Origin of the sequence: Streptomyces sp. NBC_00078 (assembly GCF_026343335.1) — a bacterium.
In the GTDB taxonomy this organism is placed as follows: domain Bacteria; phylum Actinomycetota; class Actinomycetes; order Streptomycetales; family Streptomycetaceae; genus Streptomyces.
Genome location: NZ_JAPELX010000001.1, coordinates 2,199,380 through 2,222,183, shown reverse-complemented (window position 1 = coordinate 2,222,183; position 22,804 = coordinate 2,199,380). Strand labels below are relative to the sequence as shown.

Below are 22,804 nucleotides of genomic sequence, written 5' to 3'. Positions count from 1 at the left end.
GCGAGACCGTCACGGAAGGACCATCAGGTCGCAGCGCTCGCAGATCAGCTTCCTCTTCCACTCGCCGTAGCGGCGGTACGCCTCGAAAGCGCTGTTCCTGACCGCCGTCAGCCACACCAGCCCCGCTGCCACCACGACCAGCCCGAGCAGCGAGCCGGTGACGAGCAGCCCGCCCCCCAGGACCAGCAGCCCGACAGGCGGCGAGTACCGGGCGTCGTAGAGGACGGGCGGCGCGAGGTGCGGTACCTCGGTGCGGCCGTCGACCGAAAGCGTCCTCCAGTGGCGCCCGAGGCTGGTGAGCCTGTCGCTCTGCTTGCAGCGCGTGCAGACGGCCATGCGCGCACCCCCGTGTGCGTACCTCGCGGGAACCGCGGTTCAGGACGGGGAACCGCAGTTCAGAACGATGTGGTGGCCAGACGGTTTTTCCCTGACGGCGCCCGGAGCATGCTCCCTGCAGCCGGGCGCGCCGGGGATTGGCCGGAACGCGCCGCTCAGTCCCGCTCGCACACGAAGATCGCCGTACCGGGGATGAGATTGCCGCGCAGCGGCGACCATCCGCCCCACTCCGAGGTGTTCCACGCGGGCCACTCAGGCTCGACCAGGTCGACGAGGCGGAAGCCGCCCGCCACCACGTCGCGCACGCGGTCGCCGATCGTCCGGTGGTGCTCGACGTAGACCGCGTCGCCGTCCTCGCCCTGCTCGACGTACGGCGTGCGGTCGAAGTACGACGCCGACACGCTCAGCCCCTCGGCGCCCGGCTCGTCCGGGAACGCCCAGCGGATCGGGTGGGTCACCGAGAAGACGAAGCGGCCGCCCGGGCGCAGCACCCGGCGCACCTCGCGCAGCACCATCACCGGGTCGGCGACGAACGGCAGCGCGCCGTACGCCGAGCACGCCAGGTCGAAGGAGCCGTCCGTGAAGGGCAGCGCGCCCGCGTCGGCGCACACCAGAGGGAACGGGCCGCCGATGCGCAGCGCGTGCTGGAGCTGGCGGTGCGAGATGTCCAGGGCGACCGGGCGGGCACCCTGGCCGGCCAGCCAGCGCGCGCACTGGGCCGCGCCGGCGCCGATCTCCAGGACGTCCTTGCCCTTCAGGTCCTCCGGCGGCCCGAGCAGCACCGCCTCCACCTCGTCCAGGCCCTCGGGACCCCATACGAAACGGTCGTCGCCGAGGAACGTGCCGTGCTCGACCTGGTACTCGTCCGCGTTCCGGTCCCACCAGCCCCGGTTGGCCCGGGCGCTTTCCGCGATGTCCGACTCACGCCGGGTCGCTTCCGGTTCGAACGCTTTGGCCTCTTGGATGATCGGCTCCCTCGTCGTACTCTTCCGTCACCTTCACGACGCCGTCGACCCTCTTGGCGGTGTCACGGAAGGGGTCTCACAGGCCTGCGTGGCCTCCGGAGACGGTTCTTGTGCCGGGTATGGGGCGATCCGCCCCGGGTGTGCGCCTTCGCGCATTGACCCTGCCCGGCTGCCCCCGTATGCTACAAGTTGCGCTGTGGGCCTGCGCACCTCAGACGTAGCAGGCTGCGCTCGCATCTGTTGTATGTCCCCTCGGTTGTCGAGGCGCCATCACCGATATCCGGTGGGGCGCTTCCTTGGCTGTCCGGCTTCTTCAGGGCGATACGGGCTCCCGGCGTAGCAGTACCTACGACTCACCGTCCGTACCGGAGCCCTTTCCCACATGACGAGCAGCACCGAGACCACCGCCACCATCCCGCAGGTTGCGGTCAACGACATCGGTAACGAGGAAGCCTTCCTCGCCGCTATCGACGAGACGATCAAGTACTTCAACGATGGTGACATCGTCGACGGCGTCATCGTCAAGGTTGACCGGGACGAGGTTCTCCTCGACATCGGTTACAAGACCGAAGGTGTCATCCCGAGCCGCGAGCTCTCGATCAAGCACGACGTCGACCCGAACGAGGTCGTCGCCGTCGGTGACGAGATCGAAGCCCTTGTTCTCCAGAAGGAGGACAAGGAAGGCCGCCTGATCCTCTCGAAGAAGCGCGCCCAGTACGAGCGCGCCTGGGGCACCATCGAGAAGATCAAGGAAGAGGACGGCATCGTCACCGGCACCGTCATCGAGGTCGTCAAGGGTGGTCTCATCCTCGACATCGGCCTCCGTGGCTTCCTGCCGGCCTCCCTTGTCGAGATGCGCCGTGTCCGCGACCTCCAGCCCTACGTGGGCAAGGAGCTCGAGGCGAAGATCATCGAGCTGGACAAGAACCGCAACAACGTGGTCCTGTCCCGCCGTGCCTGGCTCGAGCAGACCCAGTCCGAGGTTCGCCAGACGTTCCTCACCACCCTGCAGAAGGGCCAGGTCCGCTCCGGCGTCGTCTCCTCGATCGTCAACTTCGGTGCCTTCGTGGACCTGGGTGGCGTCGATGGTCTGGTGCACGTCTCCGAGCTCTCCTGGAAGCACATCGACCACCCCTCCGAGGTTGTCGAGGTCGGCCAGGAAGTCACCGTCGAGGTTCTCGACGTCGACATGGACCGCGAGCGTGTCTCCCTGTCGCTGAAGGCGACGCAGGAAGACCCGTGGCAGCAGTTCGCCCGCACCCACCAGATCGGCCAGGTCGTGCCCGGCAAGGTCACGAAGCTGGTTCCGTTCGGTGCGTTCGTCCGCGTGGACGAGGGCATCGAGGGTCTGGTGCACATCTCCGAGCTGGCCGAGCGCCACGTGGAGATCCCGGAGCAGGTCGTCCAGGTCAACGACGAGATCTTCGTCAAGGTCATCGACATCGACCTCGAGCGCCGTCGCATCAGCCTCTCGCTGAAGCAGGCCAACGAGGCCTTCGGTGCCGACCCGGCGACGGTCGAGTTCGACCCGACCCTGTACGGCATGGCCGCGTCGTACGACGACCAGGGCAACTACATCTACCCCGAGGGCTTCGACCCCGAGACCAACGACTGGCTCGAGGGCTTCGAATCCCAGCGTGAGGTGTGGGAGAACCAGTACGCCGAGGCGCAGACCCGCTTCGAGCAGCACCAGCAGCAGGTCATCAAGTCCCGCGAGGCCGACGCCGCTGCTGCGGCCGAGGGCGGCGACACTGCGGGTGCGGCTCCGGCCGCGTCCGGTGGTGGCGGTGGCGGCGGTTCCTACTCCTCCGAGGGCCCGGACAACTCCGGCGCGCTGGCCTCGGACGAGGCGCTTGCCGCGCTGCGCGAGAAGCTGGCGGGTGGGCAGAGCTGAACGCTCGCCGCTGAGGTCTAGCCGGTAGCTGATCAGCCGGTAACTGAGGGGCCGTACCTTTCGAGGTGCGGCCCCTCAGCGTTGCCCTGGCCCGGTTGTCCGGCTGCCGGCCAGTGGGGGCCTGTCGCGCGGTTCCCCGCGCCCCTTCCGAGCGTTGTCCTGCCGCCCGGTCATAAGAAGGCCATAAGAGAGGCCTGATCAGGGGGCCGGGTGGGAATGCCCCTGCTCCAGGGGGTGTTGTGCTGTACGAACACGAGGAGGAGCGGTCACAGTGCTTGATCCGCAGGGTTTGTACGCATGGGAGCCGAAGGGCCTCGCCGCGGTCGACATGGCGCTCGCCCAGGAGTCGGCCGGCCTTGTCATGCTCTACCACTTCGACGGATACATCGACGCGGGCGAGACCGGGGACCAGATCGTCGACCGGCTGCTCGACTCGCAGCCCCACCAGGTCGTCGCCCGCTTCGACCACGACCGGCTCGTGGACTATCGCGCCCGGCGCCCGCTGCTGACCTTCAAGCGCGACCGGTGGACCGACTACGAGGAGCCCACCCTCGACGTGCGGCTCGTCCAGGACGCCACCGGAGCACCCTTCTTGCTGCTGTCCGGCCCCGAGCCGGACGTGGAGTGGGAGCGTTTCGCCGCGGCCGTACAGCAGATCGTGGAGCGGCTCGGCGTCCGCCTGTCGGTGAACTTCCACGGCATTCCCATGGGTGTCCCGCACACCCGCCCCGTGGGCCTCACCCCGCACGGCAACCGGACCGACCTCGTCCCCGGCCACCGCAGTCCCTTCGACGAGGCGCAGGTACCCGGCAGCGCCGAGTCCCTGGTCGAGTACCGCCTCATGGAGGCCGGGTTCGACGTCCTCGGCGTCGCCGCGCACGTGCCGCACTACATCGCCCGCTCCCTGTACCCGGACGCGGCGCTGACCGTCCTGGAGGCCGTCACGGCCGCCACCGGCCTGGTGCTTCCCGGCATCGCGCACGCCCTGCGCACGGACGCACACCGCACGCAGACGGAGATCGACCGGCAGATCCAGGAAGGGGACGACGAGCTCACCGCCCTCGTCTCGGGCCTGGAGAACCAGTACGACGCCGTTGCGGGCGCCGAGAGCCGGGGCAACATGCTCGCCGAACCCGTCGACATCCCGTCGGCGGACGAGATCGGCCTCGAGTTCGAGCGGTTCCTGGCGGAACGCGAAGGCGACAACTGACAGACACCCGGTGCGCCGCCGTCAGGACCAGGGCCTAAGCTCCCACTCATGCTGAAGGTGGGCCTGACCGGCGGGATCGGTGCCGGCAAGAGTGAAGTGTCGCGGCTGCTCGTCGAGTGCGGTGCCGTGCTGATCGACGCCGACCGCATCGCGCGGGAGGTCGTCGCGCCGGGCACGGCCGGACTGGCGGCGGTCGTCGAGGCCTTCGGCGAGGAGGTGCTCGGCGCCGACGGCGGCCTTGACCGGCCCAAGCTGGGATCGATCGTCTTCGCCGACCCGGAGAAGCTGGCCGTCCTCAACTCGATCGTGCATCCCCTCGTCGGCGCGCGGTCACGTGAGCTGGAGGCGGCGGCCGCCGAGGGCGCGGTCGTCGTCCACGACGTGCCGCTGCTCGCCGAGAACAGCCTGGCGCCGCTCTACGACGTCGTGATCGTCGTCGACGCGAGCCCCGAGACACAGCTCGACCGGCTGGTGCGACTGCGCGGCATGACGGAACAGGACGCACGCGCCCGGATGGCCGCCCAGGCGACCCGCGAGAAGCGCCGGGAGATCGCGGACGTCGTGATCGACAACGACGTACCGCTGGAACAGCTGCAGCGCCGCGTGCAGGACGTCTGGGCGGACCTCGTGCGCAGAGCGCGGGCGCAGCCGGCGTCGTCACCGCAGGCTCAGGAATAGCGGCCCCCTTCAGGGGCGTTGAACCCGCCCAGTGAGGGAAGGACTGTGCCGTGCCCGAGATCAGCGGTTCGACCGGACGTACTCCGGAGACGCATGTCATCGACTTCCGTGCCGCCGAGCAACTGCTCAACGCACGGGACCCGCGGGGCGCGGTGAAGCTGCTCGACTCTGTCATCGCCGCGCACCCGGAGAACACCGCCGCCCGGCTGCTGCGCGCGCGTGCCTTCTTCGCCGCCGCTCAACTGCGGCCCGCGGAGCTGGAGTTCACGATCGTCCTGGAGCGCGAGCCGGACAACGCGTTCGCGCATTTCGCGCTCGCCCGGACCTATGAGCGCCGCGGGGAACCCGAGTCGGCCAAGCGTCACTTCCGGCTGGCGGCCGCGCTGGACCCCAACCCGGAGTACCTGAAGGCGGCGCAGTTCGACGCGTGAGCGCCCACTAGCGGGGCCGCCTCTCGGGCGGGCGGTACGGGGGGATGTCCGGGCCCGGCTGGTAGTGCGGGCCCTGCCGGATGTGCCGGAGAATGACGGTCATGTCCACGGTGATCACCAGCCACAGCACACCGCAGGCGGCCGCCCACCCGGGGCGTCCCACGAGGGCGAACGCGGCCGTGCCGAAGACCGCCCACACCAGTCCCCACATGCTCAGCCAGAAGCGCGCACGCAGCGCACTGCGCGCGGTTGTCGGCTCACTGCCCGTACGCATCGGGAACATCGCTCCTGTTTGCAACGTACTCTTCGGGACGGACGTTCACCAAACGGAACGGGACTAGGGGGTCGCCGCGTGCTGCCGGATGCCGACGAGCTCGCCGAGGTGCTGCTGGATCTCGCCGTACCGCACGAGGACATCAATAAACTCGTCCGGATGGGCCGACGCGTGACCGACGACCCGGAACTCCTGCACGTCCTTGAGGCGTCGGTCGAGGAGCTGGTCCGGGGCATGGGGGAGATCGACGGCGCGGTCGACCTGCCCCAGCTGGACTGGGCGTCGGGGCCGCTGCAGCGTTGCTTCCCCGTGTACGTGTTCGTGGCCGCGTTGCCGTACACGCGCGCCTACCACCGCGCGCGGGGCGTGCCCGACGACGTGTCCCGGCGCACCCTCGCCGACCTGGGACGGAACATGGCCGTGCACCGCAGGCGGCACGGCCGGGCGGGTGTACAGGCGCCGTGGTGGCTCACCCACCACTTCCGGGGCGAGCTGTACCAGCTGGGACGGCTGCAGTTCGAGCGGGCGAAGCACGGGCAGCGCACATCGCGGGTGCTCGCGTCGGCCGGCCTGGACGTGGCACCCGGCATGCCGTGCCTGAACATCCACATCCCCGACTACCTCGGCCCGCTGTCACCGGCGGCGTGCGAGCGCTCGCTGGCGCTGGCGGGGGAGTTCTTCACCCGGTACTACCCCGAGGAGAAGTACCGGGCCGCGCTCTGCCACTCCTGGCTGCTGGACCCGCAGTTGAGGGAGTATCTGCCGGCCGGCTCGAACATCGTCCGGTTCCAGGAGCGCTTCCGGGTCGCCCGCGAGGACAGGGAGGCGGCCGACACGGAACCGGTCCAGTTCGTCTTCGGCGACCCGGCGTTGCCCATCGAGAGCCTGCCCCGGCGCACCGCGGTGGAGCGGGCGGTCGGAGACCACTTGAGGGCGGGCGGTCATTGGTACATCGGGCACGGGTGGTTCCCGCTCTAGGGTGCCTGCGAAACCCCGCTCGGCGGCGATGAGTTCCGGCGCGACGGCCGGTCTACCCCTGTGACAGCACGACGAACCGCTCACCACAGGAGAACTCCATGTCCGAGACCACCGTCCCCGTCGCCTCCGTAGCTTCCGCCTCCTCCGGCAGCGTCGTCGCCGAGTCCGCGACCCCCCGCGGCCGCCGCGCCCGGATCGCCCTGCGCACCCTGCAGGTGCTGATCGCCCTCTTCTACGGCATCGCGAGCGCCCTGCCCAAGCTGATCGGGAACTCCTACGCCGTCGACGCCTTCGACAAGATCGGTTGGGGCAGCGCGGGCATGTACACCATCGGCGCTCTCGAACTGGCCGGTGGCGTGGCCCTGTTGATCCCTGTGCTGCAGTCGGTGGCCGCGATCGCGCTGAGCGGGCTCATGGTGGGCGCGTTCGTCGTCCAGACCACCGTCTTCGACGGTGAGAACGCGGCGGCCCCGCTGATCCTGATCGTGCCGCTCGCCCTGATCGCCTGGGCCCGGCGCGGCTCGAACGCCGATCTGCTGCGACTGGTGCGACGACGGGCGTGAACACGGGAGCGGCGGCGGGCGTGACGCAACGCGTCACGACAGGTGTGACGACGGGTGCGATGACCTTCCCGACTTTCGCGACTTCCACGAACGACAGCGGTGGCGTCCGGCGGGACCTCAGAGGTCCCGCCGGACGCCACCGCCGTATGTACAGCCGGCCTCCTGCGGCAGCACTTGTGCGCCGTCGGTCTTCCCGCGGGCCCTGGTGCCGCCGGGCTCACCGCGTCGGCGTCAGCGTCCGTCCGGGCGCCCGCTGCCGTCGCTGCCGCCCGTCTGGCCCCGCAGCCGTTCCATGTCGCGGCGGTCCCGCTTGGTCGGGCGGCCCGTGCCGCGGTCGCGGATGCCCGCCGGGGCGAAGACCTGTCGGGGCGGCGGGGGCGGGGAGTTGTCGACGTAGCACTGGGCCGCCACCGGTGCGCCCACCCGCTTGCGGATCAGTCGCCTGACGATGACGATCCGCTCCCAGCCCTCCTGCCGCACGCGCACCTCGTCGCCGATCCGCACGGAGTGCGCGGGCTTCACGCGGTCACCGTTCACCTGCACATGGCCGCCCTTGCAGGCGGCCGCGCCGAGCGAGCGGGTCTTCGTCAGACGTACGGCCCAGATCCAGCTGTCGATCCGCACCGTCTCGCCGTCGTCCGGGCCCGCGGCCTCCGCGGCCGCGATGGCGGCGGCGATCTTGGGATCGGCCTCGGCAGGCGCACCCTCGGCGGAGCCCGGACCGCTCTTCTCCTCGTCAGCTTCGGAAGCCATAGCTCCGACTTTAGTCCGTCGCAGCGGCCGGGCCGGACGATTTTCCGTGCGCGGCCCGCAGAAACGAAACAGGGCGACCGCCCCGGCGACGTAGCCGGGAACCCGCCTCTGACCTGCGGCGATGACGATCCACTACTAGACTTGGAGCCCGGCACCGGCCTGAGAAGGTGGGTCCGGTCTGGTCCGGCCGGGTGTGGTGCGGGAAGGCGGTGGCACTGGATGCTGTACGTCGCCGTGAGCGCGCTGAGTCATCCCGGGCTGCTCCGTGAGCGGAACGAGGACAGTCTCGTCGCCGGACCGTGGACCCTGTGCGCCACCGTGACCGACTGCCCGCAGACGCTGGTCTTCCCGCTCGGGGCTCCTCTTGTCGTCGCCGTGGCCGACGGGCTCGGCGGGCATCCCGGCGGCGATGTGGCCAGCGCCCTTACCGTCCGCCGGATCGCCTCGCTCGGCCCCGCCCTGACCGGCGAGGACACCGTCCGTGCGGCCCTGAGCAACTGCAACCGCGCCGTGTACGAGGCGGCCGGCGGCGACGCGGGAGGCGAGTTCACCGCCATGGGGACGACCGTCGCCGGACTCGTCGTGCAACCCGACTCACTGATGGTGTTCAACGTGGGCGACAGCCGCGTCTTCGCGTCCTCGCGCGAAGGGCTGCGCCAGGTGAGCGTGGACGACAGTCCGCCGCTCCGGCCCGGGCAGCACAGCACGTCACTCGTCACCCAGTGCCTGGGCGGCTCTCCCACCTACCGTGCCGTCCAGCCGCATGTGACCACGGTGCCCCTGGCGCCCGGCGTCCGCTACCTCGTCTGCACGGACGGCCTGACCGACCCGGTGCCGACGGACGTGATCGAGGAGGCCATGCGGGAGCACGACGACGGCCGGGCCGCCTTCGAGCTGTGGAAGGCCGCGACCGACGCCGGCGGCCCCGACAACATCACGCTGGCCGTCGTACGCATCGGGGGCGAGGGCGAATAGCCCGCGCGGGGGCACGGGCGCACCGCCCCTCCGGCCCGGGACTACGCCGTGCTGTTCCACACGTACGGTCCGCCGCCGCGCCACTCGATCAGCTCGGGGTCGTCGACGGCCCGGTCCTCCTCGGCGGGCAGGCCCGCGCGGTGCACGAAATCCAGCACGTCGAAGAGGTTGTAGGCGGTGCCGACACGCTCGCCGTTGACCGTCACCCGCCGTCCGCCGTCCGACTGCGGCGGAAGCACGACGACAGGGGGGCTCTCGTCCATGCCTCCAGCATGCGTCGGGACGAGCAGGACCGCAGGTCAGCGGGGGCCAGTCCGGTGGTTCTACGGTGGAGGGCATGGACAGCCTGGCCGATCTCGACGCCCGGATCTGCGGATGCACGGCATGCCCTCGGCTCGTGGACTGGCGCGAGGAGGTCGGCCGGACGAAACGGGCGGCCTTCCAGGACTGGACGTACTGGGCCCGCCCGGTGCCCGGCTTCGGACCTGCCGACGCCCCGCTCCTGATCATCGGCCTCGCGCCCGCCGCCCACGGCGGGAACCGCACCGGCCGCATGTTCACCGGGGACCGCTCCGGGGACGTGCTGTACCAGGCGCTGTACGACGTGGGGCTGGCGAACCGGCCGGCCTCCGTCAGCGCCGACGACGGCCTGGAGCTGCTCGGCGTCCGCGTCACCTCGCCGGTGCACTGCGCCCCGCCCGAGAACAAGCCCACCCCGGGGGAGCGGGACACCTGCCGGCCCTGGCTCGTCCAGGAACTGACGCTCCTGCGGCCGGCCCTGCGCGCGGTGGTCGTGCTCGGCGCGTTCGGCTGGCAGGCCGCGCTGCCCGCCTTCGCCGAGGCCGGCTGGACGGTTCCCCGCCCGCGGCCCGCCTTCGGGCACGGCACGCGCGTGTCGCTCGGCGGGGGCCTCGACCTCTTCGGCTGCTACCACGTCAGTCAGCGCAACACCTTCACCGGCAAGCTCACCCCCGAAATGCTGCGGGACGTGCTGCGCAGGGCGGCGGAGGCGGCGGGACTGCCCGTCCGGACGGCCGGGAAATAAGGCGACGGGCCGACCGTACGGAGGTTACGGTGCCCGGGTGCCTCTTTACCCGGAGACCGAGCCGTACGACCACGGCATGCTCGACGTCGGCGACGGCAACCGCATCCACTGGGAGGCCTGCGGGAACCCCGGGGGCAAGCCCGCGGTCGTGCTGCACGGCGGGCCGGGGTCCGGCTGCGGCCCGTTCTTCCGGCGTTACTTCGACCCGGACGCGTACCGGATCGTGCTGCTCGACCAGCGCGGCTGCGGGCGGTCCACACCGCATGCGAGCGCGTACGACACCGACATGAGCGTCAACACGACGGCGCATCTCATCGCCGACCTGGAGCTGCTGCGGGCGCACCTGGGGATCGAGCGGTGGCTGGTGTGGGGCGGTTCGTGGGGGTCGGTGCTCGGGCTGCGGTACGCACAGACGCATCCCGCGGCGGTGTCCGAGCTGGTCCTGACCCTGGTCGCCACCGGCGCCGACGCGGAACACGCGCTGCTGACCAGGGGACTGGGAAAGATCTTCCCGGAGGCGTATGAGCGGTTCCTGGCCGAACTGCCCGCCGACGACCGGGACGGCAACCTCGCCGCCGCTTACAACCGCCTCCTGGAGTCCCCCGACCCCTCGGTGCGGAAACGGGCGGCGCGCGCCTGGACCGACTGGGAGACGGCGATCATTCCCGCGCCACCGCGCTCGGTCCAGCGTTTCGAGGACCCGGAATTCCGCATGGGCTTCGCTCGCACGGTCACGCACTACTGGGGCAACGACTGCTTCCTGGGCGAGGGCAACGACGAAGGCGTGGTCCTGCGGGACGCGCCCGTGCTCAAGGACATCCCCGGCACCCTCGTCCAGGGGAGTCTCGACTTCGGCAACCTCCTCGGAACCGTCTGGCGTCTCCACCACGCCTGGCCCGGCAGCGAGTTGACCGTCGTCGACGAGGTCGGGCACAACATGGGGGCGCCGGGAGTTGCCGAGGCGCTGGTGGCGGCGACCGACAGGTACGCCCGCCGCTGACTGCCCGTCAGGCCTCCGCGTCCTCCAGATCCTCCGCGTCCCCCCGGCCCTCCCTGCCCTCTGTGTCCCCGAACAGATGCCGCACCGTGGAGCGGTAGTTGGTCCGCACATGGGCGAGGGCGTGCGCGCGGGCGCGGTCCGGGTCTCCGGAGGCGATCGCCTCGTACAACTCGCGGTGTTCCACCAGGAGTTGGGGCCACTCCTCGTTGCGCCGGGTCATCCAGCGCAGTCGGCCGGCGACCGGCTCCAGTGCCTCGGTCAGCAGGCTGTTGCCCGCCATGGCCATGATGCGGTCGTGCAGACGGCTGTTGATGTCGGTGATCATCTCGGCGTCCCCCGCCTCGGTCGCGGCGGCGGCGCGGCCGAGGAGTTCCTCCGCCTCGGCCAGATCCTCCGGCGTCGCGTGTGACGCGGCGAGCCCGGCTGCGTAGACCTCCAGGGCCTCGCGCAGCTCGAAGAGTTCCCGGACGTCCGTCGGGGTGAGACGGCGTACGACCGTGCGGCGTGGCGTCTCGAAGTGGACGAAGCCCTCGGCGACCAGCGCCCGGATAGCCTCGCGCACCGGCACCCGGGACACCCCGAAGTGCTCGGCCAGCTCCCGTTCGACCAGTCGGTCGCCCGGCAGCAGGGTGCCGGCGATGATCTCCTGCCGCAGGCCGGCCAGAACGCGTTCGCGGACCGCGCCCAGAGGTTCGATCTTCGTCGTGGAGGAGCTCATGGAGTCATCTTCTCCGACCTCGGGGCTGTTTTACCGAGCGTTAATGGCAGCGACATCGGTCCGAACGCTTGACGGGAGGACTATGACCGCAGTTTGGTATACCAAACGGTTGCAGTCCTCCGTCCGCCCGTCCCTGGAGGCCCCGTGTCCCTCGCCGACCGTGCCGAAGCCATCGGCGCTCCACCGTTCACCCCCGACCCCCGGCTCACCAACGAAGACCTGGCTCCGGCCGAGAAGCGCAACTGGAAGGTCTTCGACCTCTTCGCCATGTGGATGTCCGACGTCCACAACCTCGGCAACTACACCTTCGCCGCCGGTCTGCTCGTCCTCGGCATGAACGTGTGGCAGGTCTTCACGTCCCTGCTCGTCGGCTTCGTACTCATCTACGTCGGCATGAACTGGATGGGGAAGGTCGGCCAGCGCCACGGCGTGCCCTTCCCGGTCGTCAGCCGTATCAGCTTCGGCGTCTGGGGAGCCAACATCCCGGCCCTCATCCGGGCCGTGATCGCCATCATGTGGTACGGCATCCAGACCTATCTGGCCTCCGTCGCCGTCAACGTGATGCTGCTGGCCGCCTGGCCGGGCCTGGAGTCCTGGACGCACCACTCCTTCGTGGGACTCGACGCGCTCGGCTGGGTGTCGTTCCTCTCGTTGTGGCTGGTCCAGGCGCTGATCATCAGTCAGGGCATGGAATCCGTGCGGAAGTTCCAGGACTTCTGCGGTCCGGCGATCTGGCTGGTGATGATCGCGCTGGCGGTGTGGGTGCTGTGGAAGGCCGACTGGAGCATCTCGCTCACGTCCACCCCGCATCCGGTCTCCGTGGGGGAGCAGTGGCGGCAGTGGTTCGGCGCGATCGGGCTGATCCTCGCCACATACGGCACGCTGATGCTCAACTTCTGCGACTTCTCGCGCTTCGCACCGGACAATCGCACCGTCCGGCGCGGCAACTTCTGGGGCCTGCCCATCAACTCGACCGCCTTCGTGGTCGTCTCCGTGATCGTCACGGCCGGCTCGCTGAAGGTGTTCGGTGAGGCGATCACGGACCCCGCGGAGCTGGTGGCGAAGGTGGGCAACACCTGGGTGCTCGTGGTGGGTGCGTTCACCTTCGCCGTCGCCACCATGGGCGTCAACATCGTCGCCAACTTCGTCTCACCGGCGTACGACCTGGCCAACGTCTGGCCGCAGAAGATCACCTTCAAGGTCGGCGGCATGATCAGTACGGTCGCCGCCCTGGTCGTGACCCCGTGGAACCTCTTCTCCAACCCCACGGTCGTCAACTACTTCCTGGGCGGTCTCGGCGCCTTCCTCGGCCCGCTGTTCGGCGTGATCATGCTCGACTACTACTGGGTCAAGCGCGGCCGTGTCGACGTGAACGAACTGTTCGACGCCCGCCCCGGCAGCCGCTACTACTACCGCAAGGGCGTCAACCCGAAGGCCCTGTGGGCGTTCCTGCCGTCGGCGGGGGTCGCGGCCGTACTCGCGCTCGTGAAGACCTTCAGCGACGTGGCCCCGTACTCGTGGTTCATCGGCACGGCGCTGGGGGCAGGCCTGTACGCGCTGCTGTGCCGGTCCGAACGGGCGGCTACGGCTGCGGCTGCCGTACCGGCCGTGTCCGCCGGGTCTGCGGAGGTCTGAGCGGAGTGCGGATCGTCGTCACCAACTGCAACACCACGCAGGAGATGACCGAGGAGATCGTACGAGGTGCCCGGGCCGCCGCAGGCCCGGGCACCACCGTGCTCGGGCTGACCCCCACATGGGGCCCCGAGTCGGCGGAGAGCTGGCTCGACAGCCATCTGTCGGCCGCGGCCGTCCTCGATCTGCTGCGGACGTACGAAGGACCGTCGTACGACGCCGTCGTCATGGCCGGCTTCGGGGAGCACGGGCGCGAAGGCGTACGGGAGTTGGTCGACGCGCCGGTGGTCGACATCACGGAGGCCGCGGCGCATCTGGCGTGCTTACTGGGCCGGAGGTACGGCGTTGTCACGACGCTGGAGCGCTCCTGCGGCCAGATCGAGGACAGCCTGGAGCTGGCTGGGGTGGGGCGCAACTGCGCCGCGGTGGTCGGTACCGGTCTCGGAGTTCTCGATCTTGGGGACCCCGACCGCACGGAGGCGGCGTTTCTGACGGCGGCCGAACGGGCGCTGGAGGCCGGGGCCGAGGTGCTGGTGCTCGGGTGCGCCGGGATGACCGGACTGCAGCAGGTGGTGGGGGAGAAGCTCGGGGTGCCGGTGGTCGACGGGGTCGCGGCGGCGGTGAAGCTGGCGGAGTCGCTGGTGACGATGGGGCTGAGGACGAGCAGAGCGGGGAGTTATGCGAAGCCGGAGCGCAAGAGGCGGGTGTGGGGGCGACCGCAGAACCTGTGATCACCTTCACCGACAATCAATGGCATGAACCTTCCCGACGGACTCACCCCGGTCGCCGACGGACTCCACCTGTGGTCCCCGGGCCACGCGGGCACCTGGGGCTACGCCAACTGTCTGCTCGTCACCTCCGGCGAGCAGGCGACGCTGGTCGACACCCCGTACGACCGGCCCATGACCGAGGCCCTCATCGCCGCCGCCCGGCCGGTCCTGCCCGCGGGCGCCGCCGCCGTGCGGACGATCGTCAACACCCACGTCAACGGCGACCACACCTTCGGCAACGGCTGCTTCCCAGGCGCCGAGATCATCGCCACGAAGGCGAGCGCCGAGCACCTCTGCCACGAACCCTCCCCGCAGCAGATGCACTTCCTCACCCACCAGACACCGGCCGACCAGCCGCTCGGCTGGTACGCGCGCGAACACTTCGGCCGCTACGAGTACGAGGGCGTCGAGTCCGTCCCGCCCACCACCACCTTTTCCGGCCGGTATTCGCTGCGGGTGGCCGACATCGAGGCCGAACTGATCGAGGTGGGACCGGCCCACTCAGCCGGCGACCTCATCGTCCACTTTCCCCAGCAGCGGGTCATCTGCGCCGGGGACGTCCTGTTCGCCGACGACCACCCCGTCCACTGGAACGGCCCGCTCGCCCGGATCATCTCCGCCGCCGAGACGATCGTCGCCCTGGACCCCGTAGTGGTGGTCCCCGGACATGGTCCGGTGATGGGCCCGCAGGACGTACGCGACTACATCACCTACCTGCGCGAACTCGAAGCGCTCGTGCAGGCCCACCACGCGGCGGGCGTCCCGGCGGGCGAGGCCGCCGCGGACATCCTCGCCTCCGGGTTCTACGACCACCTGGGTCTGCGGGAACGGATCGTCATCCTCACCGCCGTCGAATACCGCCACCTCGACGGCGACGAGAGCGACCCGGACCTGGTCCGGCTCGCGGCCCAGGCGGCGGACTGGGCCTACCGGCATCACGGCCCCGGGTCATCGGGCTAGGGCGGGGGCGGCGGGTGCGGTGAGAGGCAGGGCACGGGTGGTGCGGCAGGCCTCCGCAGAGCGTCCTCAGGGCTGCCACACATAGCGCACGTCCGGCTCACGCTCCTCGTTCCCGCTGCCGTCCGTGTACTCGACGGCGACGAAGCCGTGGCGCTCGTAGAACCGGTGGGCCGGCCTGTTGACCTGGAAGGTCCACAGACTGAGCCCGCCCGGTCTGCACTCCTTGGCGAGCGCGACGAACCGATCACCGATGCCTCGCCCACGCCAGTCGGGCTGCAGATAGAGCTGGGAGAGCTCGTCGTCGTGGAGCACCATCACCCCGACGATCCCGCCGTCGGCCCCGGCGTCCGCGACCCAGGTCTCCCGCAGGGGAACCACGACATCCCGGAAGTAGCCGCGCACCTCGTCGGCGGAACGAGGGCTGACGACCGTCGGCAGCGCGGCGGCGAAGGAGCTGAGCCAGACGTCGGCTGCGGCAGAGGCATCGCCATCGGGAACCGAGGCCGCCCGCCGGAGTGTCACCACGGACGGTTCGGAAGCTGGGGATGGTTCGGCACGCAAGGGCGGATCCCGTCGGTAGCAGTAGCGGTGGTCATCGCCAGTCGTCGTTCGTCGTCGTCAGCCGTCAGGGGTCCAGGAGGCGGTCGTGGTGATGGGCGCCGTAGAAGTCGGCCTGGCGCGCCATGATGTCCCGCATGGAGGTGCCGCGGGCCACGCCGTAGACCGTGCCCGGAAAGTCCAACTCCCGCTGCACAGCCCATAGTTCGTCATGCTGCTCGGGTGAGAAGAGCCGCGCCAACGGTGCTCCGGCCGCGATCCAGCCGATGGGTACGACAGTGCCGGGCGCCAGTACGGAGTTGACCTGCAGCACGCTGTTGATCCGCAGCTCGGAACCGGCGCCGGCGACGGCACCCGGGAAGACGGCGGCCCCGGTGGCGACGAAGACCTCGTCCTCGATGGCCGCTCCGTTGACATGGGCGTGCGGTCCGACGAGCACGGCGTCACCGAGCACGGCGGGGTGCCCGGCGCGGCCTCGCACCAGCGCGTTCTCCATGACGACGACGTCCGAGCCGACGCGGACCTCACCGTCCTCGGCGGTGAGTACGGCGCCGTGCAGCACACGGGCACGCTCACCCAGGGTGACGGCGCCGCAGAGTACGGCCGTCGGCGCCACGTAGGCGGACTCGGGGACCACGGGACGGCGCCCGCGATGCTCGATCAACATGCAGCCTCCTGTTGAGACCAATTGAGACCCATTGGGACCTATTGAGACCTACGGGGACCCGCGGGGCCTCGACGGAGGCCCACGGTCCTCATCGGCCTTCGGGAACAACGGCAGTAGCCGTAATCTCCACCAGCTGTCCTCTGTACCCGAGACACGCCACGCCTATCAGTGTCGAAGAGTGGGGTCCGATGCTGAGCCCGGACGCCTCGACGACGTCCCAGACGGCGGAGAGCACGGCGGTGTCACCGCTCACCACATACACGTCGGTCGCGACGACATGCGCCAAGTCGGTACCGGCGGCGCGCAGTTGCTCCTTGAGATTCACCAGCACCTGCTCGGCCTGCCGCACGGGATCTCCCTCGCCGACCAGCTTCCCCTCGGCGTCGAGAGGGACGGAACCGGCGAGGAACGCGAGCTTGGCGCCGGCCTCGACGACGGAGGCGTGGGAGTAGGTGGGCGGCGGGAAGAGAACGGGAGAGGTGACACGGCGGATCACGGGGCGGCTCCTGGAGCAGATGCGGGACAACTCGACGATGGTCCGGGCAGCCGACCGGGGCCGCATCCGAATTTCACGGGACGCGGGCGCGTCACGCCCGTGCCGCGTGGCGATGGCCGGCCGCCGCGTATGTCATTCCGGCGGTGGACCGCTCACGCTCACGCAGCTGCCGTTCGCACCCACGTGCAAGGTTCCGTACTTCGAGTGACGAACTCGCTGATAATGCGTGGCGCCGGCTGTCGCGTGCGGGGCAGGCTGGCCGTCATGGCTGAGATGGACGGAGGTGACCGGGGATTCCTCGACAGAGTCGCCGACCGCCTCGCCGCCGTCCCCGCCGTCCCCGCCGTCCAGGATGTCGCCCTCGATGGCTCCCGCGCTCAGGGCACCCACCGGCCCGACAGTGACTGGGACATGGCGGTCTACTACCGCGGCCTCTTCGACCCCGCCGACCTCCGCGCCCTCGGCTGGGAGGGCGAGGTCTCCGAGGTCGGGGGATGGGGCTGCGGCGTGTTCAACGGCGGCGCCTGGCTGACGATCGACGGGCGGCGTGTGGACGTGCACTACCGCGATCTCGACGTCGTGGAGCATGAGTTGGCGGAGGCGGAGGAAGGGCGGTTCCGGGTGGAGCCGTTGCTGTTCCATCTCGCAGGAATTCCGACTTACTTGATCGTCGCCGAGTTGGCGGTCAACCGGGTGCTCAGGGGCGAGCTGCCACGGCCGGCGTCGTATCCGGAGAAACGGGGATCGACGCGGTGCTCGGTCAACTGGGCACGGATCCCGAGGCGTTGACCCGGGCCGTTACCGACGCGGAGGCCCTCTTCGCGTCCCTCTTCACGTCGGCCGACGAAGAATCCGGCTGATCCGGCGAATAATCATTCGAGTAACTCCAGTACCCGCTGCTACCGTCCCGGACGTGGCGAAACTCAATCAGATCATCGCAGTGGAGAAGGGCATCAAGTCCAAGGCGCACCAGGACCTGACGGCCGCTCATCACGGGCTGCAGAAGCCCGCGTTGCTGGCCGGAATCTCGCGTACCTACCAGCCGAAGGACGAGGAGGGCGAGCAGTTGCCGCCCGAGTCGACGCGGGTGCAGGTGCAGGCCGAGGGTGTGTTGCGGGAGACCGCGGCGACCCTGACCCGGCTGTTCGACGTGACCGCCACCAAGGACTGGGCCAACTGCGCCGCCCGCGCCGACGTGAAGGTGGACGGGCGGGTGCTCGTCGCCGACGTTCCCGTGTCCTACCTGCTGTTCCTGGAGAAGCAGCTCGTCGACCTCAACACCTTCGTACGGAAGCTGCCCGTCCTCGACGCCTCCGAGGCGTGGGTTCAGGACCCTTCGACGGATGCCTGGAAGACGGAGCCCGTTCGGACGCTGCGGACCAAGAAGGTTCCCCGTAACCACGTCAAGGCCGAGGCGACCGAGAAGCATCCCGCTCAGGTCGAGGTCTACTACGAGGACATTCCCGTCGGGTACTGGACGACCGTGAAGTTCTCCGGTGCGCTTCCGGCCCGTCGCGTCAATGAACTCCTCGACCGGGTCGAGAAGTTGCAGCAGGCCGTGAAGTTCGCCCGTGAGGAGGCGAACGGCGTCGATGTCGTCGATGAGCGGGTCGGGGACGCCGTGTTCGGCTACCTCTTCGGTAACGGGTAGCCTCATAGAATCCCCGGTCCGTTGCGGCCGGGGTGCGCGAAGAGCGCAAGCTGAAGCTGAAGCTTGTCGTGAATGCGCGGTTCCAGTGGAGGTTCGAGTCCTCCTCGCGGCATCAAGAACCACCTCCTTGCCGCGGTAGCCCAACTGGCAGAGGCAGACCGCGATCAATCTCAGACTCTCGCTCCAGACTCAGCATTCGCCGTCGATCGCCGGATCGACCGGGTTCAGGCCCCAGTACGTCGAAATGCTGGTTCAAGTCCAGTCCGCACAGCTCGATGTGCGGTGGTCCAAAGGCAGGACGCGACGACATGACGCTGACCTGGACTCTCAAGTGTGCCGGCGTGTGAATATGGGCGGCATCACAGGGCCCGGGGGCAGGCTACGCCCCCGGGTCCGCCTTCGTTTCCGCGGGCGCGCAGCCGCCGCAGCGGGATTGTGTTCATAAAGAACGCGGCTTTCCCTTCGATCGTCACATTCTGGAAATACCAGCGTCCCTGTTTCTCCAAGGACGCGCTCTACCGTGGACACCACACCAGTCCACAGCCCGGCCACCGTCGCCCGAAGGCTCACCCCGCCATCGTCGAGACGACAGGAGCCCCGTGTCCCGCCCCGCCGTACCGTTCGCCCCGCCGCCCTGGCTCGCCCACGCGCTCCGTGCCCAGCGCGGCCCGGTTCCCTGGAGCGCGGTCGTACGCGGGGTCCTCGCCGCCGGCCCCCTCCTCCTCACCGCCGTCCTTCTCGACCGCACCTCCCTCGGCGTCGTAGCCGCCATCGCCGCCATGCTCGCCGGGATCAACGACCGGCCCGGCAGCCGTCGGGTGTCCGTCAAGCGGCTCGGGCTGCCTGCGCTTGCCGGGGCCGGGGGGCTCCTCGCCGGAACGTATGCCGGGGACCATGTCGGAGCGGTCGCGCTCACCCTTCTCCTCACCGGCATCGGGCTCGTCGCCGGCGGTATCAGTGCCATCGGGCCCGTCGCCTCCGCCGCGGGTACGCAGGTGCTCGTCGCCTCCGCCGTCGGTGCCGGGATGCCGGTTCCGGAGGCCGGGTGGCTGAGGGCACTCGCCTTCCTGGCCGGGGCAGGGTGGCTGCTCGCGCTGCGCCTCGCCCTTCCGACCCCTGGCGCCATCGCCGGCGACTTCCGGTTCGACGGCGAGCGGGACGCCGTAGCCGTCGTGTACGACGCCGTCGCCGACCTCCTCGATGCCGTCGGGACCGACGACGCCACCGCCCGTCGCGTCGCGCTCACCGCCGCCCTCGACCATGCGCAGGACGCCCTCGCCGGGCCCCGGCTGCGGCGTTACGCCTCCTCCTCCGCCGAGCGGCGGCTGCACGCGCAGTACGCCGCCGCGCTGCCGCTCGGCGAGGCCGCGACGGCCCTCGCATGGGCCGGGCAGGCCCTCCCCGGGCGGGCGTCAGAAGCGCCCCGGCGACTCGCAGCCGCCGTACGGGAGAACACGCACACCGGGCCGCTGCCGGCTCCCAACCGTTCGGCTCCTGCCCTGCGCGCCCTCGATGACGCCCTGCTGCGCGCCGCGGAGGCCTTCGACCAGGGCAACGGCGGTGACCTGCACACCCGGCGGCGGTCGGCCCGGGACCTGCTCCGGCTCACCTTCGGCGCCGGTGGGCGGGAGTACGGCCTGCGCGTCGCCCTGTGCTTCGGGGCCAGTGCCGCTGTCGCGCAGGCTCTGCATCACAGCCGTTGGTACGGGCAGCACGCGCACTGGTACTGGCTGCCCGCCACTGCCGTCTTCCTCGTCAAGCCCGACCTCGGGCCCCTCGCGTCCCGAGTGCTCAACCGCGCGGCAGGGACGGTTCTGGGGGCCTTGCTCTTCGCCGGCTTCGCCGCCGTACTCCCCCGGCCGGAGGGGCTCATCGCGCTCGTGGCCGTCAGCGGCGCCCTCATCCCCGTCGCCACACGGCACTTCGCCGCCCAGACCGCGGTCGTCACCGTCCTCGTCCTCGCCCTGGTGATGGTCGGCGGGGAGCCTCAGGCCTCCGCCAGCAGGATCGGCGAGACGCTGCTGGCCTGCGCGATCGTGCTCCTCGTCGGGCATCTGCCGATGCCGGGGCAGCGGGGCGGGGGAGTGCGGGCACGCGTCTCGGCGGCGAGCCGCGCGGCGTACGCCTACCTCGCCCACGTCCTCCGTGAGTCCCACGACCCGGACCCGGCGACCGGCCCGGCCGGCTCGCCGGCTGACATCGAAACCGGCTCCGCCTTCCGCGAACCCGCCGCCGACTCCCGCGCCTCCCGCTGGACCCTCCGCCGCGAGGCCTACCGCACACTCGCCGAGGCCCATACCGCCATCGTCCTCGCCGCCGCCGAACTCCCCGCGCTCGCCCGGCACTCGGAGGGCGCGGACGAGGTCGTCGCCACCCTCGAACGGCTCGTGGACGCCACCACCTCCTGCGCCGTGCACCTCGACGACTCGGGTTGCCTCTCGGACGGCGACCGGGAGCAACTCACCCTGATTCTGGCTGAGTTGGAGACGGAGCACGAGCGGACAAGGCTACGGCTTCCCGAGTTGCCCCTGGCCGTGTAGCGGGGGCACCGCAGCACTGCATCGCGGCAGGGCCGGGGTGCCGGAGTGCCGGAGTCTCCCCATCGCGGGCCGGACGGCGTGGCGCACTGAGTTCCCGGGAGCCACCGGCCGGGCGCCCGTCGGCCACGTCAGCCACCGGCCCGGAGCCCGTGAGCCGCGCGGGCGACCTCGCGGCCGCGATACGCGTACTTCGCCACCGAGCCGGACCCGAACCTGCTCCTGGCCCGCCTGAACCACGAACGGGGCCGCTGACCAGTCATGAACTACTGCCCCACACGCACCCACACCGGCGCATGGTCCGACCCCGGCTTCCCCTGCCGCTCCGCCGGATCCGGCCCCACCGACGGCAGCCGCAGCGTCCCTTCACCGGGCAGCCCCGTTCCCGCCGCCGTCACCCGCCGGACCAGGCGGTGGCTCACCAGGATGTGGTCGATCAGCTCGCGCCGCCCCGAGTCGACGCGGGAGTAGCGCTGCTCGGCGGGGATCAGCGGTGCCACGTCCCACAGCCGCTCCGCGTCGCCCCTGTCCGGCTTGTCGTAGCCCGGTGTGCCGATCTCGGAGCCGGGCGGGCCGAGCAGGATCTGGGTGGTCGCGGCCTGCACCTCGTCGTTGAGGTCGCCCAGCACGGCAACGTCCCGTGCGCGTCCGTCCCCGGCCAGCAGGTCGTCGGCCAGCGCGCAGGGTCGTCGCCTCGGCGGCCCGACGATAGAGGGCGTAGGCGCCGAAACGGGCCCGTTCGCCCTCGTCGTGAGGGAAGAAACGGCCTCCCGGATACGACAGCAGCTTCGACTTCAGGTGGGCCACGGCCACCCGCAGCGGACCTGCGTCCGTCGCGACCTCCACCGCGAGGAACCCGCGCCCCGCCGCCGACACCTGCGCACCCGAGTCGTCCTCCTGTACGGGGCGCAGCTTCGCCGGGAACGCGTTCGTGTCGGCCAGCACCTCCAGCGCCGTACGGCTGAGAAAGCCGACCCGGATGCCCCGGCCGTACGGATGCCCCGGCCGTCCGGGTGCTGCGACAGCGCGACGTGCCAGTCGCCGTCCAGCATGCCGACCAGGTCGTCCAGCGCCTCGGGCTCGACGGCCTCCTGCACACCGAGCAGCGCCGGGTCGAGCTCCGTGATCACGGCGGCGAGGGCCGCGAGTTTCGTGTCGTAGGCGGCCTTGTCCTTGGGGCCGAAGGGGCCGCCGGGCCGGTACAGGTTCTCCAGGTTCCAGGTGCCGTCGACGGGCGGGTGCTGATGCGCGACCGCGAGCTGCTCACCCTTGATGTCCCGGCCGTGGTGCGGGAGTTGGCGGAACGGATGCCGGCACTTCTCGACCGGAGCCATGGCCGACGCGTCCAGGAATACAAGACCTGAAAACCGGTCGCAGAGCAGTACTTTGGCGCCAACCACCGGTAACCGGGCCGTCACGCGAAGTGGTTTCACGCTACACATGAAGGCCGGGACGCAGGTGCCTGACGGGAGGCCGGCCGGTGGAGCTGACGATCGATGTCGCGGTGCTGCTCGCAGTGATCATCGTCCTGCGGCTGGGGCGCCGCACGGAGGCCCGAAGCAGGAACGACGAGAAGCTGACCGTGGCCATCGTGCTCGTGTTCGGCATATTGATCGCCCCCACCGCCTTCGGCCAGGGAGTCCTCGGCGTCGTCGGTCAACTCGCCCAGGGCGTCACGCAGTCGGGCAGGTGATCGCGCCGGTGCCCGGGCGC

Annotated in this window: 25 protein-coding genes and 2 pseudogenes; 17 read left to right on the top strand and 10 right to left on the bottom strand. The window is 70.4% G+C overall.

Going from position 1 to position 22,804, the window contains the following annotated elements; genetic code table 11:
- Positions 1–9 precede the first annotated feature (9 nt).
- Positions 10–336, bottom strand: coding sequence for a hypothetical protein (locus OOK07_RS10430; RefSeq protein WP_266796055.1), 327 nt, complete (start codon positions 334–336; stop codon positions 10–12).
- Positions 337–491: 155 nt separating this feature from the next.
- Positions 492–1,304: a class I SAM-dependent methyltransferase gene (locus tag OOK07_RS10425; RefSeq protein ID WP_266801922.1), complete on the bottom strand. Its 813-nt coding sequence runs from the start codon at positions 1,302–1,304 to the stop codon at positions 492–494.
- A gap of 379 nt (positions 1,305–1,683) precedes the next feature.
- On the opposite strand from OOK07_RS10425, the gene rpsA reads away from it, so the two are divergent.
- From rpsA to OOK07_RS10405, 4 genes are all read left to right on the top strand, one after another.
- Positions 1,684–3,195, top strand: a complete 1,512-nt coding sequence (gene rpsA, locus OOK07_RS10420; protein ID WP_266796053.1) for a 30S ribosomal protein S1 — start codon at positions 1,684–1,686, stop codon at positions 3,193–3,195.
- A gap of 271 nt (positions 3,196–3,466) precedes the next feature.
- Positions 3,467–4,405, top strand: a complete 939-nt coding sequence (locus tag OOK07_RS10415; RefSeq protein WP_266796051.1) for a PAC2 family protein — start codon at positions 3,467–3,469, stop codon at positions 4,403–4,405.
- A 48-nt stretch (positions 4,406–4,453) separates the two neighbouring features.
- Positions 4,454–5,083 carry a dephospho-CoA kinase gene (coaE, locus tag OOK07_RS10410; protein ID WP_266796049.1) on the top strand — a complete coding sequence of 210 codons (630 nt, stop codon included), beginning with the start codon at positions 4,454–4,456 and terminating at the stop codon, positions 5,081–5,083.
- Positions 5,084–5,133: 50 nt separating this feature from the next.
- Entirely contained in the window at positions 5,134–5,514 is a 381-nt protein-coding gene (locus OOK07_RS10405) for a tetratricopeptide repeat protein (protein ID WP_266796047.1), read from the top strand.
- Between the two features lie 7 nt (positions 5,515–5,521).
- Here the strand turns inward: OOK07_RS10405 and OOK07_RS10400 are convergent, their stop codons facing one another.
- Positions 5,522–5,797 carry a DUF6343 family protein gene (locus OOK07_RS10400; protein WP_266796046.1) on the bottom strand — a complete coding sequence of 92 codons (276 nt, stop codon included), beginning with the start codon at positions 5,795–5,797 and terminating at the stop codon, positions 5,522–5,524.
- Positions 5,798–5,866: 69 nt separating this feature from the next.
- On the opposite strand from OOK07_RS10400, the gene OOK07_RS10395 reads away from it, so the two are divergent.
- Both OOK07_RS10395 and OOK07_RS10390 read left to right on the top strand, forming a co-directional pair.
- Positions 5,867–6,766: an acyltransferase domain-containing protein gene (locus OOK07_RS10395; RefSeq protein ID WP_266796045.1), complete on the top strand. Its 900-nt coding sequence runs from the start codon at positions 5,867–5,869 to the stop codon at positions 6,764–6,766.
- 98 nt (positions 6,767–6,864) lie between these two features.
- Positions 6,865–7,329 carry a DoxX family protein gene (locus OOK07_RS10390; protein WP_266679008.1) on the top strand — a complete coding sequence of 155 codons (465 nt, stop codon included), beginning with the start codon at positions 6,865–6,867 and terminating at the stop codon, positions 7,327–7,329.
- 231 nt (positions 7,330–7,560) lie between these two features.
- Here OOK07_RS10390 and hslR read toward each other — a convergent pair whose 3' ends face one another.
- The gene (gene hslR / locus OOK07_RS10385) at positions 7,561–8,082 is read right to left on the bottom strand and encodes an Hsp15 family ribosome-associated heat shock protein (protein ID WP_266679006.1); all 522 of its coding nucleotides are present in this window, start codon (positions 8,080–8,082) and stop codon (positions 7,561–7,563) included.
- Between the two features lie 219 nt (positions 8,083–8,301).
- On the opposite strand from hslR, the gene OOK07_RS10380 reads away from it, so the two are divergent.
- Positions 8,302–9,057, top strand: a complete 756-nt coding sequence (locus tag OOK07_RS10380; protein ID WP_266679004.1) for a PP2C family protein-serine/threonine phosphatase — start codon at positions 8,302–8,304, stop codon at positions 9,055–9,057.
- Between the two features lie 41 nt (positions 9,058–9,098).
- Here OOK07_RS10380 and OOK07_RS10375 read toward each other — a convergent pair whose 3' ends face one another.
- On the bottom strand, positions 9,099–9,320 hold the full coding sequence (locus tag OOK07_RS10375; RefSeq protein ID WP_266512415.1) for a hypothetical protein: 222 nt from the start codon (positions 9,318–9,320) through the stop codon (positions 9,099–9,101).
- Between the two features lie 74 nt (positions 9,321–9,394).
- On the opposite strand from OOK07_RS10375, the gene OOK07_RS10370 reads away from it, so the two are divergent.
- Together OOK07_RS10370 and pip are read left to right on the top strand one after the other, a co-directional pair.
- Positions 9,395–10,102: a uracil-DNA glycosylase gene (locus OOK07_RS10370; RefSeq protein WP_266679002.1), complete on the top strand. Its 708-nt coding sequence runs from the start codon at positions 9,395–9,397 to the stop codon at positions 10,100–10,102.
- Between the two features lie 37 nt (positions 10,103–10,139).
- Positions 10,140–11,102 (top strand): prolyl aminopeptidase, encoded by a 963-nt coding sequence (gene pip, locus OOK07_RS10365; RefSeq protein ID WP_266796043.1) that lies wholly within the window; start codon positions 10,140–10,142, stop codon positions 11,100–11,102.
- Between the two features lie 7 nt (positions 11,103–11,109).
- Here pip and OOK07_RS10360 read toward each other — a convergent pair whose 3' ends face one another.
- Positions 11,110–11,820 carry a GntR family transcriptional regulator gene (locus OOK07_RS10360; protein WP_266796041.1) on the bottom strand — a complete coding sequence of 237 codons (711 nt, stop codon included), beginning with the start codon at positions 11,818–11,820 and terminating at the stop codon, positions 11,110–11,112.
- A 144-nt stretch (positions 11,821–11,964) separates the two neighbouring features.
- Here OOK07_RS10360 and OOK07_RS10355 point away from each other — a divergent pair, with 144 nt between their 5' ends.
- The 3 genes from OOK07_RS10355 to OOK07_RS10345 are packed head-to-tail and all read left to right on the top strand — an operon-like array spanning position 11,965 to position 15,182.
- Positions 11,965–13,455, top strand: coding sequence for an NCS1 family nucleobase:cation symporter-1 (locus OOK07_RS10355; protein WP_266678996.1), 1,491 nt, complete (start codon positions 11,965–11,967; stop codon positions 13,453–13,455).
- A 5-nt stretch (positions 13,456–13,460) separates the two neighbouring features.
- Positions 13,461–14,183, top strand: coding sequence for an aspartate/glutamate racemase family protein (locus OOK07_RS10350; RefSeq protein WP_266796040.1), 723 nt, complete (start codon positions 13,461–13,463; stop codon positions 14,181–14,183).
- Between the two features lie 24 nt (positions 14,184–14,207).
- A complete protein-coding gene (locus tag OOK07_RS10345; protein ID WP_266796039.1) occupies positions 14,208–15,182 on the top strand; it encodes an MBL fold metallo-hydrolase in 975 nt (324 codons plus the stop codon).
- A 66-nt stretch (positions 15,183–15,248) separates the two neighbouring features.
- Here OOK07_RS10345 and OOK07_RS10340 read toward each other — a convergent pair whose 3' ends face one another.
- The 3 genes from OOK07_RS10340 to OOK07_RS10330 all read right to left on the bottom strand — a co-directional run bounded on the left by OOK07_RS10340 (position 15,249) and on the right by OOK07_RS10330 (position 16,903).
- Entirely contained in the window at positions 15,249–15,707 is a 459-nt protein-coding gene (locus tag OOK07_RS10340; protein WP_266796037.1) for a GNAT family N-acetyltransferase, read from the bottom strand.
- 100 nt (positions 15,708–15,807) lie between these two features.
- Positions 15,808–16,407, bottom strand: a complete 600-nt coding sequence (locus OOK07_RS10335) for a gamma carbonic anhydrase family protein (RefSeq protein ID WP_266796036.1) — start codon at positions 16,405–16,407, stop codon at positions 15,808–15,810.
- 88 nt (positions 16,408–16,495) lie between these two features.
- On the bottom strand, positions 16,496–16,903 hold the full coding sequence (locus OOK07_RS10330) for a RidA family protein (RefSeq protein ID WP_266796034.1): 408 nt from the start codon (positions 16,901–16,903) through the stop codon (positions 16,496–16,498).
- A gap of 273 nt (positions 16,904–17,176) precedes the next feature.
- Between OOK07_RS10330 and OOK07_RS10325 the strand changes: the two are divergent.
- From OOK07_RS10325 to OOK07_RS10315, 3 genes and pseudogenes are all read left to right on the top strand, one after another.
- Positions 17,177–17,641, top strand: a pseudogene (locus OOK07_RS10325) (nucleotidyltransferase domain-containing protein); the annotation flags it as partial.
- Positions 17,642–17,816: 175 nt separating this feature from the next.
- Positions 17,817–18,554, top strand: a complete 738-nt coding sequence (locus tag OOK07_RS10320) for a DUF7873 family protein (RefSeq protein WP_266678986.1) — start codon at positions 17,817–17,819, stop codon at positions 18,552–18,554.
- 599 nt (positions 18,555–19,153) lie between these two features.
- Complete coding sequence (locus tag OOK07_RS10315; RefSeq protein ID WP_266796033.1) at positions 19,154–21,094, top strand: FUSC family protein; 1,941 nt, start codon at positions 19,154–19,156, stop codon at positions 21,092–21,094.
- A gap of 263 nt (positions 21,095–21,357) precedes the next feature.
- On the opposite strand, the gene OOK07_RS43255 is transcribed toward OOK07_RS10315, so the two are convergent.
- Positions 21,358–21,867 carry an endonuclease/exonuclease/phosphatase family protein gene (locus OOK07_RS43255; RefSeq protein WP_323183037.1) on the bottom strand — a complete coding sequence of 170 codons (510 nt, stop codon included), beginning with the start codon at positions 21,865–21,867 and terminating at the stop codon, positions 21,358–21,360.
- Positions 21,868–22,317: 450 nt separating this feature from the next.
- Here OOK07_RS43255 and OOK07_RS10305 point away from each other — a divergent pair.
- Together OOK07_RS10305 and OOK07_RS10300 are read left to right on the top strand one after the other, a co-directional pair.
- A pseudogene (locus tag OOK07_RS10305) lies at positions 22,318–22,455 on the top strand (amidohydrolase); the annotation flags it as partial.
- Positions 22,456–22,571: 116 nt separating this feature from the next.
- Positions 22,572–22,784, top strand: coding sequence for a hypothetical protein (locus OOK07_RS10300; RefSeq protein WP_266678982.1), 213 nt, complete (start codon positions 22,572–22,574; stop codon positions 22,782–22,784).
- Positions 22,785–22,804 lie beyond the last annotated feature (20 nt).

What these genes read in the sequence shown, in the direction of transcription:
- OOK07_RS10430 (WP_266796055.1), bottom strand. Translation starts at nt 336, where the DNA reads ATGGCCGTCTGCACGCGCTGCAAGCAGAGCGACAGGCTCACCAGCCTC.
- rpsA (WP_266796053.1), top strand. Translation starts at nt 1,684, where the DNA reads ATGACGAGCAGCACCGAGACCACCGCCACCATCCCGCAGGTTGCGGTC.
- coaE (WP_266796049.1), top strand. Translation starts at nt 4,454, where the DNA reads ATGCTGAAGGTGGGCCTGACCGGCGGGATCGGTGCCGGCAAGAGTGAA.
- OOK07_RS10400 (WP_266796046.1), bottom strand. Translation starts at nt 5,797, where the DNA reads ATGTTCCCGATGCGTACGGGCAGTGAGCCGACAACCGCGCGCAGTGCG.
- OOK07_RS10390 (WP_266679008.1), top strand. Translation starts at nt 6,865, where the DNA reads ATGTCCGAGACCACCGTCCCCGTCGCCTCCGTAGCTTCCGCCTCCTCC.
- hslR (WP_266679006.1), bottom strand. Translation starts at nt 8,082, where the DNA reads ATGGCTTCCGAAGCTGACGAGGAGAAGAGCGGTCCGGGCTCCGCCGAG.
- OOK07_RS10380 (WP_266679004.1), top strand. Translation starts at nt 8,302, where the DNA reads ATGCTGTACGTCGCCGTGAGCGCGCTGAGTCATCCCGGGCTGCTCCGT.
- OOK07_RS10375 (WP_266512415.1), bottom strand. Translation starts at nt 9,320, where the DNA reads ATGGACGAGAGCCCCCCTGTCGTCGTGCTTCCGCCGCAGTCGGACGGC.
- OOK07_RS10370 (WP_266679002.1), top strand. Translation starts at nt 9,395, where the DNA reads ATGGACAGCCTGGCCGATCTCGACGCCCGGATCTGCGGATGCACGGCA.
- OOK07_RS10360 (WP_266796041.1), bottom strand. Translation starts at nt 11,820, where the DNA reads ATGAGCTCCTCCACGACGAAGATCGAACCTCTGGGCGCGGTCCGCGAA.
- OOK07_RS10345 (WP_266796039.1), top strand. Translation starts at nt 14,208, where the DNA reads ATGAACCTTCCCGACGGACTCACCCCGGTCGCCGACGGACTCCACCTG.
- OOK07_RS10335 (WP_266796036.1), bottom strand. Translation starts at nt 16,407, where the DNA reads ATGTTGATCGAGCATCGCGGGCGCCGTCCCGTGGTCCCCGAGTCCGCC.